Here is a 12,278-nt window from a genome sequence, read left to right on the forward strand (position 1 = left end):
ACAAGTAACCCCCACACAAAAAACGCCGCGCGACCCCAAGGTCGCGCGGCGTTTTTGTGTGCGCTGAAAAATCAGGCGGTGGTGCTGACCAGCGAACCGGACGTACTGCTGTCGGAGTCCTGCAGGGCCTGCAACAAGGCCGCGGTGGCGGTTTGCAGCGAAGCGCTGGTGGAGGAAACCTGAGATTGCGCGGCGGCCACGTTGGCAGCCTTGGCGTCAGCGCTTTCTTCCTTGGCTTGGGCGGCCTGCAACTGGCGCTGTTCTTCCTGCAACTGCTTTTGCAGTTCGGCGATCTGCTTGCGCAGTTCCTTGACCGTATCGGACTCCTCGCTGCTGCTCGAACTGCTGTCGCCAGCCGGCGCTGCGCCGCCGGCCGGGGCCGCTTTGCTCGAATCGCTGGTGCTGTCGGTGGCACCGATCGCCGTGCTGTCGGTGGTGGTTTCACTATCGCTGCTCGCGGCTTTGGTGGTGCTGCTGGTGAGGGGCTGGGTAATGGTGACGGAGGTGAGGCTGACCATGGGTAATGTCCTGACGGGTGATGGGATAACCGGTCATCGACAGCACAAGGTCCAGCTTGAGAGTGATCGTGTATCGACACAGTAAGCATGTCGATACAGACCCGGCCCATCAGGCGCTCAAGCGCGCCGTCACTTCATTCAACTGACCAGACAAGCCGTGCAAGTTGCGGCTTGCCGCCTCGGTGCGCTGCACGTTGTCGAGATTGGTACTGGCGATGGCGGTGATCTCGGTGAGGTTGCGAGAAATGTCCTCGGCCACCGACGTCTGCTCTTCCGCCGCCGTGGCGATCTGCCGGTTCATGTCGCGGATCGCCTCCACCGCTGCCGTAATGCGTTCGAGCATCGCCCCGGCCTGGGTCACTTGCTCGACACTTTCCTCACTGCGCGACTGGCCGCTTTCGATGGCCTGGGCCGCATCCACCGCACCGGTCTGCACCGTGTGGATGATCTGATTGATCTCGCTGATGGACGCCGCCGTGCGCTGGGCCAGGCTACGGACTTCGTCAGCGACCACGGCAAACCCGCGCCCGGCCTCACCGGCCCGGGCCGCCTCGATGGCCGCATTGAGGGCCAGCAGGTTGGTTTGCTCGGCGATCCCGCGAATCACTTCCAGGACCTTGCCGATCCGTCCGCTGTCGCTTTCCAGGCGACGAATCACTGTGGCGGTGTTGGCAATCTCGCCACGCATCTGGGTGATGGTGTGAATGGTGCCCTGCATCACCTGCTCGCCCTGCTGCGCCGAGTGATCGGCATCATCGGCGGCCCGCGCCGCATCGGCGGCGTGGCGCGCCACTTCCTGGGCCGTCGCGGACATTTCGTTCATCGCCGTGGCCACCTGATCGGTGCGGTTGAATTGCTCATTAGTGCCTTGGGACATCAGCCCGGCAATCGCATTCAGTTCGCCGCTGGCGCTGTCCAGGTCCGAGGCACTGCGCTGCAGACGGTTAAAGGTTTCCGCGAGGAAATCGCGTAAGGTGTTGGCCGCCACGGCCAGCTTGCCCAGCTCATCCTGGCGGGTACTGGCCACGCGCTCGGACAGACGGCCACGGCTCAGTTGGGCCACGTACTCGATCAACTCACGGATCGGCTGCACCAGGCTGCGGTTGACCAGCCACAGGCTGAACAAACCAATCAACGCCCCCGAGACCAGCATCACCAGAATCCCGATCCACACCGTGCGCTCGGCGTCGGCACTGATCAGCAAGGACTGCGCGCCGCCCTGCTGGCGCAACTCGCTGACCAGGCTGCTCATCTGCTCGCTGGTGGCGCGGTCCACGCCCTTGACGGCTACATCGCCGGCCGCCGCATCAGCCCCAGCCGCCACGTAGGCGTCACGCCCTTTCTGGTAGGCACTGCCCAACAAGCGATGCTCTTCACGCAGGCGCTCGATGCGGGTCTTGAGCGCACTGTCGACCCCAGGCGTCGCCGCCAATTGCCCGAGAATGTCCTGCACCTCGCGCTGCCGCGCCTCGAACTGGGTCCAGTACTTGTTCAGTTCCTGAGGCTCCTTGCCGCGCAACAAAACGTTTTTCCATTCCTGCACCTGCACCTTGAATTGCAGGTTGGCTTCATCGATCAACTGGGAGGTGTGCAAAGGTCCGTCGATCAGGGCGCGATAGCTTTGCACGCCACTGGACAGAAAATGAAAACACGCCAAGGCGATCAACAGCATCGCCAGCAGGCTGCCGCTCAACAGGGTGAGCACTTGCGCTCTCAGGGATTTTTGCAAAGACATCGTGGGGATCTCATGGCGGGGATAAAGCAGGCCCAAAACACCTGCGTAACGTCGTGACATCCCTGTCGGGCACACCTAAAGGTGCCTTGTGTTGTCAGCGTGATCGGCGCGTCGAAGACTTTCTTGAGCCACGCCGACTGCCGGTTATGACCCCCTTATATTGCTCGCCGAACTGTCACAAAAACGTCAAAAAACCTTGGGATGATAGGGCTCAAGTGAACCTGTGAAACCCAGCCACAGGCGCCCTCTCTCCTGCGAGACGCCATGAACCACAGCATCGACCAAAGCCACCGTGATTCCGACCTGTTCGGCCTGCTGTACGGCTTCAGTTTTCGCCCTGGCGAACGCGGTCGCGAGCTGGACTCGGCCAAGGCCCTGCAGGCCCTGCAACACCCTGACGACGGCGACGAATTCCTCTGGTTGCACCTTAACCTGGCCCACGCGGCGTGCGAGCGCTGGATGAAGGCGCACCTGCAATTGCCCGAGGAGTTCTTCGAGGCCCTGCACGAGGGGTCGCGCTCCACACGCATCGAACACGTGGACTCGGCCCTGCTGGCGGTGGTCAACGACGTGGTGTTCAACCTCAGCAACATGGTGTCTTCGGACATTTCCACGCTCTGGGTCTGTGCCCGCAGCCGCCTGATCATCAGCGCCCGCCTGCAGCCCCTGCACTCGGTGGACAAGCTGCGCTCATCGGTCAAGGCCGGCGAATGCTTTCGCTCCCCCCTGGAACTGCTGGTGCACCTGCTGCGGGACCAGGGCGAAGTGCTGACCCAGATCGTGCGCAAGACCAGCCTCAGCGTCGATCAGATCGAAGACCAGTTGCTGGCGGCCCGGGTCGCCAGCAACCGCGCCGAACTGGGGGCCATGCGTCGGGTGCTGGTGCGCCTGCAACGGCTGCTGGCCCTGGAGCCCGGCTCCCTGCTGCGGCTGCTCAACCGGCCACCGCAATGGCTGCAGAAGGAAGACGTCAAGGAGCTGCGCAAATCCACCGAAGAGTTCGCCCTGATCATCAACGACCTCACCGCCTTGGGCGAGCGCATCAAACTGCTGCAGGAAGAGATCGCCGCCAACCTCAACGAGCAGAGCAACCGCACCCTGTTCACCCTGACCGTGGTCACGGTGCTGGCGCTGCCGATCAACATCATCGCCGGCTTCTTTGGTATGAACGTGGGCGGCATTCCCTTTTCCGGAGACCCGGAGGGCTTCTGGATCCTGGTGGCGCTGGTGGCCACCTTCACCGTGATCGCCGGGCGCTGGGCCTTTCGCAAGCGCCAGGACTACTGACCCCACCTTGCCGGCGAAGGCGCCCCCAAGGCAGGTGCCAGGCTTGAGGGCCTCTTCGCGCAAGCCGGCTCCTACGGGATGAGCGGGATGAGCACGATGGCCGCGCGGGATCGACCTGATCAACGGAACGGCTCAATCGCGTAAACCATGATCTGAGGCAGCCTCTCTGTAACATTTGGCAACGATCATGGGCGACATTCCTCCCACCCACAGGATTGTCCGGCCATGGCCACCCCATCCCTGACTGCCGCCACCTCCCGCCCCGAGACACGCCCCTCACTGGATAAAAAACCTGGCCCCTTCACCCTTGTGGTGTTCTTTGCCGTGCTGGCCATGGGGTTGTTGTTCACCGCCTACAGCCTGGTGCACGACATGCACGAACTGGGCACCACGGTCACCACTTGGACGCCCTTTCTGTTGCTGGGCGTGGCGCTGCTGATCGCTCTGGGCTTTGAGTTCGTCAACGGCTTCCACGACACCGCCAATGCCGTGGCCACGGTGATCTACACCCATTCGCTGCCGCCGCACTTCGCGGTGGTCTGGTCGGGTTTCTTCAATTTCCTCGGGGTCTTGCTGTCCAGCGGCGCGGTGGCCTTCGGCATCATCGCCCTGTTGCCCGTGGAGCTGATTTTGCAGGTGGGCTCATCGGCCGGTTTCGCCATGATCTTCGCCCTGCTGATCGCCGCCATCTTGTGGAACCTCGGCACCTGGTGGCTGGGGCTGCCGGCCTCGTCGTCCCACACCCTGATCGGCTCGATCATCGGCGTCGGCGTGGCCAATGCCCTGATGCACGGCCGTGACGGCACCAGCGGCGTGGACTGGGGCCAGGCCACCAAGGTCGGCTACGCCCTGCTGTTCTCGCCCTTGATCGGCTTCGTCTTCGCCGCCCTGCTGCTGTTGGCCCTGCGCCTGTTCGTGAAGAACCGTGCGTTGTACAAGGCCCCCAAAGGCAATACCCCGCCGCCGTGGTGGATTCGCGGCATGTTGATCCTGACCTGCACCGGAGTGTCGTTCGCCCACGGTTCCAACGATGGGCAAAAAGGCATGGGCCTGATCATGCTGATCCTGGTGGGCACCCTGCCGATGGCCTATGCGCTGAACCGCACCATGCCGGCAGACCAGGCCCTGCAGTTCGCCGCTGTGGCCGAAGTCACCCAGCAAGCCCTGGTGAAAAGCGCACCGCAACCGGCACCGGCCGACCCGCGTCCCGTGCTCTCCGAATACGTGCGCAGCAAACAGGCCAGCCCCGAACTGATCCCGGCCCTGGCCGCCCTGGCCGGCTCCATCGGCAGCGAGGTCAAGGGTTACGGCTCGCTGTCCAAGGTGCCCGCCGAAGCCATGGGCAACGTGCGCAACGACATGTACCTGACCAGCGAAACCATTCGCCTGATGGACAAAAACGCGGTGGGCAATTTCGACGCCGACACCCAGGGCAAGCTGCAACTGTTCAAGCAGCAGATCGACAACGCCACGCGCTTTATTCCGCTGTGGGTGAAGATCGCCGTGGCCATCGCCCTGGGCCTGGGCACCATGGTCGGCTGGAAACGCATTGTGGTGACCGTCGGCGAGAAGATCGGCAAGACCCACCTGACCTACGCCCAGGGTGCCTCGGCAGAAACCGTGGCCATGCTGACCATTGGCGCGGCGGACATGTTCGGCCTGCCGGTATCGACCACCCACGTCTTGTCCTCGGGGGTGGCCGGAACCATGGTGGCCAATGGCGGCGGGTTGCAGATGCGCACCATCCGCAACCTGGCCATGGCCTGGGTCCTGACCTTACCGGCGGCGATCTTGCTGTCGGGCAGCCTGTACTGGCTGTTCACCCAACTGTTCTGATCAGCGCCCGCTTGCCCGCCGCCCTGTCAGCCGACGGCGGGCAAGCGGCCCCGCAAGCGACTGGCCAGCCCGGCCTGCAAGGCAAACGCCAGGACCCCGGTCAGCGGCGCCGAGAAACTGGCCAGGCCGCCCCCCGCCCACATCAGCATCAGCCCCAGGGCCGTGCCGCCGAACCAGGCTGTCAGCCCCACCGGGTTGAAGGCCGCCACGCGATCAATCGCCGCCACGTCGGTACGCCCCAACAGAATCTGCGCCAGGGCCACGCCGACCCAGGCCACGACAAAGATCCCCTGATAGGCCAGGGCCTTGAGCAGGTAGGCGAACACATCCGCCAGCATCAGGCCGTAGACAATGATCCCCACCGCCACCGCCCACATCAGGTAGGAGCCGCGCAGACCGAAACGACCGAAGAACGCCTGCATGTTCAAGGTCGCCAGGTAGTAGTTGGCGGTGTTGATCCGGGTTTGCGTGGCCCAGACGAACAACAGCCCCCAGAGCCCCATCAACTGCAAGATCGCCATCACCACCGAGACTTCATTGAGCGCGCCTTCATGGGGAATGCTGCTCACCAGGTAGATCCCCGCGGCGCCGTTGAGCAAAAAGGTCACCGCGTAGAACGGCATGCCGAAGTTCCAGCGACCGTGATAAGCGGCGTCTGCCGGCTTGCCGAAACGTGCGTAGTCGAAGGTGAACAGCATCAGGATCCACACCCCCATGTAGGCCACGAAGCAGTCCCACCAGCCCGTGCTACTGGGATTGGCCGGGCCGAAATCCAGCCATTGCGGCTGGTAGCCATAACGGCTGATGGACAGGCCCACGGCGAACAGCAAGCCACCCAGATACACCGGCAACAGCACACCGTTGAGCTTGTCCAGCCAGTGCTGCACGCTGCCCAGGATCAGCGGCACGCTGTACAGCACCACCACCAGCGCCGCCAGCGGATACTGCAGTTGCGGGTACAGGTGGTTGAGGGCCACGGCGATCACCGAACCTTCGAACACCGCGTAATAGATCGCCGTGGAGAAGAAAATCAAGGTCGCCAGGCAGGCCCCGGTGCTGCCAAACAACAACCGTGAAAACAGCGCCACCGAGAGCCCGCTGCGCATGGCGAAGCGGCTGAGCACAGTGTTCACCAGGCCATAACTGAGCACCGACAGGAGCATGCCGATCAGTGCATTGCGGGTGCCGTAAGACAGGGCCAGGGAAGCGCCGACGACGATGTAGAACATCGCGCTGCACACCGCCCACCAGGCCATGGTCAGGGACAGTCGCCCCATGCGCGCCTCACTGGGCACGGCAACGCTGGTCGGGTCCTGCCCGGTTTGATTCGATTGCGATAAAGCTGCCATTGGCGTGAACTCCAGAACCAATCAAGGGTTGAAGCGCGGGCAGCCGTCACCGCACCGAAGTGCGGCGTTGGCTTACCTTTTGGCATGGCCCGCGCGATGCGGCGGGCAGAATCAGGAAGGGAAGAGCTTGCTCAGACAGCTGAGCTTTTTCTTATAGGAGCGCCGAGCTTCCAGCGCTTCTTCGAGGGTCACCGCCACAAAGCGGGCCTTCTGATTGGGCTGCATCTGGCCGATCAGGTCGAGGTCGGCACTGATCACCGTGCCGATCATGGCGTAGCCGCCACCGGACACCGCATCCCGGTGCAGGACAATGGGTTCAAGCCCTGCCGGCACCTGGATCGAACCGATGGGGTAGCAACTGTCGACGATGTTCGACGGATCGGAACCCGCGCCGAACGGCTGCTCCCGAGGCTGGAAGCTCAGGGCGCTACCGCCCTTGAAGCGATAGCCGATACGGTCGGCTTCCGAACCCACGGTCCAGGGTTCGGCGAAGAAGCTGACCTTGGCCGCGTCGCTCAAGCGTTCGTAGTACAGGCCCGGCACTACCCGCAGGGTGATTTCGCCCCCAAGGGATTGGCGCAGCGCCATGGGCAAACTGGCACCGGGACGGCTTTTGCCGCTGGCGACACCCACCGGCAGCTCATCCCCAGCCGCCAAACGCCGCCCCTGAAAACCGCCCAGGGCGCCCAGGGCATAGGTCGAGCGACTGCCCAACACCAGCGGCACATCGATGCCACCGGCCACCGCCAGGTACGCTCGGGCCCCAGCCTTGGGAAAGTCGAAGCGCAGCACTTGCCCGGCCTTGACCGAAAAAGCGGTGTCCAGGTGCATGTCCACACCATCGAGTTTGGGCGTCATATGGGCGCCGCAAACCGCCACCAGGGCGTCGGCGCTGAACGCAAGCTCCGGCCCGAGCAGCGTGCACTCCAGCCCAGCCGCGCCTGCCGGGTTGCCCACCAACTGGTTGGCCGCGCTCAGGGCGTACTGGTCCAAGGCGCCAGACGGCGGAATCCCCAGGTGATAGAAACCTTCGCGACCCAGGTCCTGCACCGATGTGGCCAGGCCCGGTTTGATGACCTTGATCATGCCAGCACCTCCTGCAGCGACTTGGGATAGCCGACCGGGTCGGCAATGAACGCATCCAGGGAAAACTCCACCTCGCGAATACGCAGGTCAAAGCGCCCGGCCTCGACTTCGGCCACCGCCTGGTCGTAAGCCTCGCGGTCGATGGGTTTGAACTGCACGATGTCCCCCGGGCGAAAGAACACCATGTGCGCCTTGAGGTAAGCCAGTTGCTGCTGCGGGTCGTAGATGGGGGCCGGGGTGACGCCGAACATCTGGTAGCCGCCGGCACCGCGCACCGAGTAGATGCAGCCGAAACAGCCGCCATGACCCAGGGTCAGTTTTGGCGTATCGGTGCGCGGCCGCAGGTACTTGGGCACCTGCAACTGCCGCTCACGCTCAACCATCTGGAACATGAACGGCAGCCCGGCAACAAACCCCACCATGGAGACGAACCAGGGCGCACCGCTGTGGGCGGCGATAAAAGCATCGACGTCCGCCAGACCGTTGATCCGCGCTGCGTACTCCAGGTCCGTGGCGTTGGGGTCCTGGTGCCGGTCACGAAAGCGCATCAGGGTTTCATGGGTCCAGGGGTCGTTGTAGAGCACCGGGATCTCGATGATCCGGGTGTGCAGGCTGCGCTCGGCCACCGCCCCGGCCTCGGCCTGCTGCACCGCCTCCAGCAGGGCGTGCGGGGCGATGCGGTCCGGGTCGAAGCGGATCTGGAACGAGGCATTGGCCAGGCACACATCCAGTACCCCATCCAACTCCAGGCGCTCCACGGCGCGGGTCACCGCCATGCCCTTGAAGAAGGCTTCCAGGGACATGCTGTCGCTGACTTCGGCGAACAGATGCTCGTCGGCACCAAAGCTGTAGCGGATCGGCTGGCTCATGCGACACCTCCGGCGCGGCGCTCGGCCAGCCAGGTTTCCAGGGTTCCCGTGTGAAAATCGGCCTGCTGCAGCCAGGGTTCGGCCAGCAGTTCACGGTGCAGCGACAAGGTACTGGCCATGCCGGTCAAGGTGGTGTGTTCCACGGCCAGCCGCGCCCGGGCCAGGGCCTCGCCGCGGTCACGCCCGTGGACGATCAGCTTGGCCAACAGCGAGTCGTAATAAGGTGGCACAACATAGCCCGGGTACAAGTGACTATCGACCCGCACCCCCGCCCCTTCCGGCCAGATCAGTTGCTCGACTTTGCCTGGGCTGGGAAAGAAATCCCGCGCCGGGTCTTCGGCATTCAAGCGCATCTGCAAGGCCGCGCCATTGAGTTGGATATCGCTCTGGCGCCAACCCAGGGGCTCGCCCCCGGCAATGCGCAACATGGCCTGGACCAGATCGATGCCGGTGATCAGTTCACTGATGGGGTGCTCCACCTGAATCCGCGTGTTCATCTCGATAAAGAAAAACTCGCCGGTGCTGTCGTCGTAGAGGTATTCCAGGGTGCCGGCGCCCTGGTAGCCCAAGGCTTCGGTGAGGCGCACGGCGCTGCTGCACAATTGCTCACGCTGCTCGGCGCTGAGCACCGGCGACGGTGCTTCTTCGAAGATTTTCTGCCGCCGCCGTTGCAGCGAGCACTCGCGCTCGAACAGGTGCACGGCGTGTTTACCATCGCCCAACACCTGGACTTCGATGTGCCGCGCACGGCCAATGAAACGTTCCAGGTACACCGCACCATTGCCGAAAGCCGTCTGGGCTTCCCGTTGCGCCCGAGGGAATTCCTCGGCCAACTGCGCCGCATCCTGAGCCAGGCGAATCCCCCGCCCGCCACCGCCGGCACTGGCTTTGATCAACAGCGGAAAGCCCACGCTTTCAGCGGCCTTGAGCGCGGCGTCCAGGTCGAAGAGTTCACCCGGGGAGCCCGGTACCACCGGCACTCCCGCCGCCTGCGCGGTGCGCCGGGCTTCAGCCTTGTCGCCCATGCGGCGGATGGTCTCGGCACTGGGCCCGACGAAGATTGCTCCGGCCTTGACCACCGCCTCGGCGAAGTCGGCGTTCTCGGAAAGAAAGCCATAGCCCGGATGCACCGCATTGGCACCGCTGGCCTGCAAGGCACCGAGCAGGGCCTGGACATTCAGGTAGCTCTTGTCGGCCCGCGCCGGGCCAATGATCTGCACGTCATCGGCCATGCGTGCGGCCATGGAATCGGCATCCGCCTCGCTGCAAGCGGCAACGGTAGGAATCCCCAGGGCCTTGGCCGCGCGAATGATGCGCACGGCAATCTCGCCACGGTTGGCCACCAGTAATTTGTTAATTGATCCAGTCATGCCCCGGCCCTCACTGTTCGAGCGTCGCGACGACCTGACCCGGTTCCACCGGATCACCGTCTTCCACCAAAAAGGCACTGACTTGACCCGCGCTCCCGGCGGTCAGTTCGGAGAACTGCTTCATGACTTCAATCAGGCCGATCACGGTATCGGCGCTGACGGAGTCGCCGACCTCGACGAAAGGTGCCGATTCCGGAGTGGCCTTGCGATAAAAGGTGCCCGGCAAGGGGGTGATAACACTGTATTCGGCCATGTCTGTTCCTTTTGGAATAGTTGTAGAAAGGCAGGCAAAAAATCAAAACCAGGTGAAACCCGCGTCTGCGCGCGGTGCTTCGTGTGGATGCGCCTCAGCGCGGTGCTCGCACCTCGATGCCGGCCTGATCCAGCGCCGTGCGGGTGGCCTCCACCAGATCCAGAGCGCCCGGGGTGTCGCTGTGCAGGCAGATGGAGTCGAACTCGATGGCCAGGTCCTCGCCTTCAACGGTACGCACCAGGCCGCTTTGGCAGGCGCGCAGCACCTTGGCCGCCACGGCCGCCGGGTCCAGGGCGCGCACCTGGCGGGTGAAGACGATGGAACCGCTGAGGTCGTAATCGCGGTCGGCGTAGAACTCGCGGATCACCGGCTGGCCCAGCTCCTGGGCGACGTGCCAGATCACCGAATTGGGCATGCAATACAGCAGCAGCTCAGGCTCCAGCTTGCGCAGGTTCTGCACCAACAGCCGCGCGGCTTCCTCGTCCCGGGCCAGGTGCATGTAGAGCGCGCCGTGGGGTTTGATGTGCTGCAACTTGAGGCCCTGGACCCGGGCCAGCTCACGCAGGGCACCGAGCTGATAGAGCATGTCGTCGACCAATTCCTGGGCCGGTGCATTGATGTGCCGGCGGCCGAAACCCACCAGGTCACGGAACCCCGGATGAGCACCAATGGCGACCCCCAAACGCTTGGCCTGTTCGATGGTGCGGCGCATGGTGCCAGGATCGCCAGCGTGAAATCCGGTGGCGATATTGGCCGAGCTGATAAAGCCCATCAGCTCGGTATCAACGCCATCGCCGATGGTCCAGGGACCGAAGCTTTCGCCCATGTCCGAATTGAAATCCACTGCCTGCATCACTGTTGCTCCAACTCTCGTGACTTCGTGCAGTGAAAATTAGAGCGGCCTTGACCCCTTGGGAAGATCTATTATCAGATAGAGCATCTTCTGAAAAACAGATAAAGCTACCAGGCAGCGTTGCCTTTTATGGCAACGGCGTCTGCTGGATCGCTTTCGCCGGCAAGCCGGCTCATACAGAGTGATGGGGAATGGAACATGTCGTTGACCTTGCGCCAGGTGCGCTACTTCGTGGCCACTGCGGAAATCGGGCAGATCTCCCAGGCGGCGATCCACTTGAATATCTCCCAGTCGGCAGTGACCACGGCGATCAAGGAGCTGGAGGCGATGCTCGCCGTGCAGTTATTCGTGCGCTCAGCCCAGGGCATGAACCTGACCGACGCCGGGCGGCATTTTCTCAACCGGGCCTATGTGATTTTGCGCAGTGTCGACGATGCACTGAACAGCCCGCTGCCGGACTACCGAGCCAGCGGTGTGCTGCACCTGGCGGCCAGCTACACGGTGATCGGCTACTTCCTGCCACACCACCTGCAACGCCTGGAGCACTGGCACCCGGACGTCACCATCGAGCTGCATGAACAGGAACGCCGGGCCATCGAGCAAGGGTTGCTGGAGGGGCGTTTCGACATGGCGGTGGTGCTCACCGCCAACCTGACTCACCCGGACATTGTCTCGGAAACCCTGTTCAACTCCGAACGCCGGCTGTGGCTGCCGGCGCACCACCCGCTCTGTGAACGGGCCAGCGTCAGCCTGGCGGACGTCGCTAAAGAACCCTTCATCCTGCTGACCGTCGACGAGGCCGAGCAGAGCGCCATGCGCTATTGGGAACAGGCCCATCAACAGCCTCAGGTGCGGGTGCGCACCAGCTCGGTGGAGGCAGTGCGCAGCATGGTGGCCAACGGCAGCGGCGTAGCGATCCTCTCAGACCTGGTGCATCGGCCCTGGTCGCTGGAGGGCAAGCGCATCGAAACCCTGACCCTCAGCGATGCCGTCACCCCCATGAGCGTGGGCCTGGCCTGGCACCGGGAACGGGCCTTCACCCCGGCCATGCAGGCGCTGCGCGATTACTTCCACGATGCGTTCCTGGCGCCCCAGCAACTCTCCGCCCGCCGCTAACGATGC

At 63.7% G+C, this 12,278-nt stretch carries 11 protein-coding genes and 1 pseudogene; 3 read left to right on the forward strand and 9 right to left on the reverse strand.

What is annotated here, in order from left to right; translation table 11 throughout:
* Nucleotides 1-71: 71 nt before the first annotated feature.
* The 3 genes and pseudogenes from M1B34_RS06155 to M1B34_RS33990 form a co-directional block, all read right to left on the reverse strand.
* Nucleotides 72-518 (reverse strand): hypothetical protein, encoded by a 447-nt coding sequence (locus M1B34_RS06155; protein ID WP_123328491.1) that lies wholly within the window; start codon nt 516-518, stop codon nt 72-74.
* 109 nt (nt 519-627) lie between these two features.
* A complete protein-coding gene (locus M1B34_RS33985) occupies nt 628-1,395 on the reverse strand; it encodes a methyl-accepting chemotaxis protein (RefSeq protein WP_425273399.1) in 768 nt (255 codons plus the stop codon).
* Nucleotides 1,396-1,560: 165 nt separating this feature from the next.
* Nucleotides 1,561-2,313, reverse strand: a pseudogene (locus tag M1B34_RS33990) (methyl-accepting chemotaxis protein); the annotation flags it as partial.
* A 204-nt stretch (nt 2,314-2,517) separates the two neighbouring features.
* On the opposite strand from M1B34_RS33990, the gene M1B34_RS06165 reads away from it, so the two are divergent.
* Together M1B34_RS06165 and M1B34_RS06170 are read left to right on the forward strand one after the other, a co-directional pair.
* Entirely contained in the window at nt 2,518-3,540 is a 1,023-nt protein-coding gene (locus M1B34_RS06165; protein WP_123328493.1) for a transporter, read from the forward strand.
* Between the two features lie 225 nt (nt 3,541-3,765).
* On the forward strand, nt 3,766-5,376 hold the full coding sequence (locus M1B34_RS06170) for an inorganic phosphate transporter (protein ID WP_268261691.1): 1,611 nt from the start codon (nt 3,766-3,768) through the stop codon (nt 5,374-5,376).
* A 26-nt stretch (nt 5,377-5,402) separates the two neighbouring features.
* Here M1B34_RS06170 and M1B34_RS06175 read toward each other — a convergent pair whose 3' ends face one another.
* The 6 genes from M1B34_RS06175 to M1B34_RS06200 form a co-directional block, all read right to left on the reverse strand.
* Entirely contained in the window at nt 5,403-6,725 is a 1,323-nt protein-coding gene (locus M1B34_RS06175; RefSeq protein ID WP_268261692.1) for a purine-cytosine permease family protein, read from the reverse strand.
* A gap of 111 nt (nt 6,726-6,836) precedes the next feature.
* Nucleotides 6,837-7,811: a 5-oxoprolinase subunit C family protein gene (locus M1B34_RS06180; protein ID WP_268264673.1), complete on the reverse strand. Its 975-nt coding sequence runs from the start codon at nt 7,809-7,811 to the stop codon at nt 6,837-6,839.
* Nucleotides 7,808-8,680 (reverse strand): 5-oxoprolinase subunit B family protein, encoded by an 873-nt coding sequence (locus M1B34_RS06185; RefSeq protein ID WP_268264674.1) that lies wholly within the window; start codon nt 8,678-8,680, stop codon nt 7,808-7,810. Before M1B34_RS06185 ends, M1B34_RS06180 begins: the two co-directional genes overlap by 4 nt.
* Complete coding sequence (locus tag M1B34_RS06190) at nt 8,677-10,050, reverse strand: acetyl-CoA carboxylase biotin carboxylase subunit (RefSeq protein WP_123328498.1); 1,374 nt, start codon at nt 10,048-10,050, stop codon at nt 8,677-8,679. Before M1B34_RS06190 ends, M1B34_RS06185 begins: the two co-directional genes overlap by 4 nt.
* Before the next feature lie 10 nt (nt 10,051-10,060).
* A complete protein-coding gene (locus M1B34_RS06195; RefSeq protein WP_011062806.1) occupies nt 10,061-10,303 on the reverse strand; it encodes an acetyl-CoA carboxylase in 243 nt (80 codons plus the stop codon).
* 94 nt (nt 10,304-10,397) lie between these two features.
* On the reverse strand, nt 10,398-11,156 hold the full coding sequence (locus M1B34_RS06200) for a 5-oxoprolinase subunit PxpA (protein ID WP_123328499.1): 759 nt from the start codon (nt 11,154-11,156) through the stop codon (nt 10,398-10,400).
* A 198-nt stretch (nt 11,157-11,354) separates the two neighbouring features.
* On the opposite strand from M1B34_RS06200, the gene M1B34_RS06205 reads away from it, so the two are divergent.
* Nucleotides 11,355-12,272 carry a LysR family transcriptional regulator gene (locus tag M1B34_RS06205; protein WP_268264675.1) on the forward strand — a complete coding sequence of 306 codons (918 nt, stop codon included), beginning with the start codon at nt 11,355-11,357 and terminating at the stop codon, nt 12,270-12,272.
* Nucleotides 12,273-12,278 lie beyond the last annotated feature (6 nt).

Origin of the sequence: Pseudomonas morbosilactucae (assembly GCF_023241715.1) — a bacterium.
Taxonomy (GTDB): Bacteria; Pseudomonadota; Gammaproteobacteria; order Pseudomonadales; family Pseudomonadaceae; genus Aquipseudomonas; species Aquipseudomonas morbosilactucae.

Bases quoted from the DNA above. Each gene is read 5' to 3' on its own strand.
- M1B34_RS06195 (WP_011062806.1), bottom strand. From the start codon at position 10,303: ATGGCCGAATACAGTGTTATCACCCCCTTGCCGGGCACCTTTTATCGC.
- M1B34_RS06180 (WP_268264673.1), bottom strand. From the start codon at position 7,811: ATGATCAAGGTCATCAAACCGGGCCTGGCCACATCGGTGCAGGACCTG.
- M1B34_RS06155 (WP_123328491.1), bottom strand. From the start codon at position 518: ATGGTCAGCCTCACCTCCGTCACCATTACCCAGCCCCTCACCAGCAGC.
- M1B34_RS06190 (WP_123328498.1), bottom strand. From the start codon at position 10,050: ATGACTGGATCAATTAACAAATTACTGGTGGCCAACCGTGGCGAGATT.
- M1B34_RS06170 (WP_268261691.1), top strand. From the start codon at position 3,766: ATGGCCACCCCATCCCTGACTGCCGCCACCTCCCGCCCCGAGACACGC.
- M1B34_RS06175 (WP_268261692.1), bottom strand. From the start codon at position 6,725: ATGGCAGCTTTATCGCAATCGAATCAAACCGGGCAGGACCCGACCAGC.
- M1B34_RS06200 (WP_123328499.1), bottom strand. From the start codon at position 11,156: ATGCAGGCAGTGGATTTCAATTCGGACATGGGCGAAAGCTTCGGTCCC.
- M1B34_RS06185 (WP_268264674.1), bottom strand. From the start codon at position 8,680: ATGAGCCAGCCGATCCGCTACAGCTTTGGTGCCGACGAGCATCTGTTC.
- M1B34_RS06165 (WP_123328493.1), top strand. From the start codon at position 2,518: ATGAACCACAGCATCGACCAAAGCCACCGTGATTCCGACCTGTTCGGC.
- M1B34_RS06205 (WP_268264675.1), top strand. From the start codon at position 11,355: ATGTCGTTGACCTTGCGCCAGGTGCGCTACTTCGTGGCCACTGCGGAA.
- M1B34_RS33985 (WP_425273399.1), bottom strand. From the start codon at position 1,395: ATGTCCCAAGGCACTAATGAGCAATTCAACCGCACCGATCAGGTGGCC.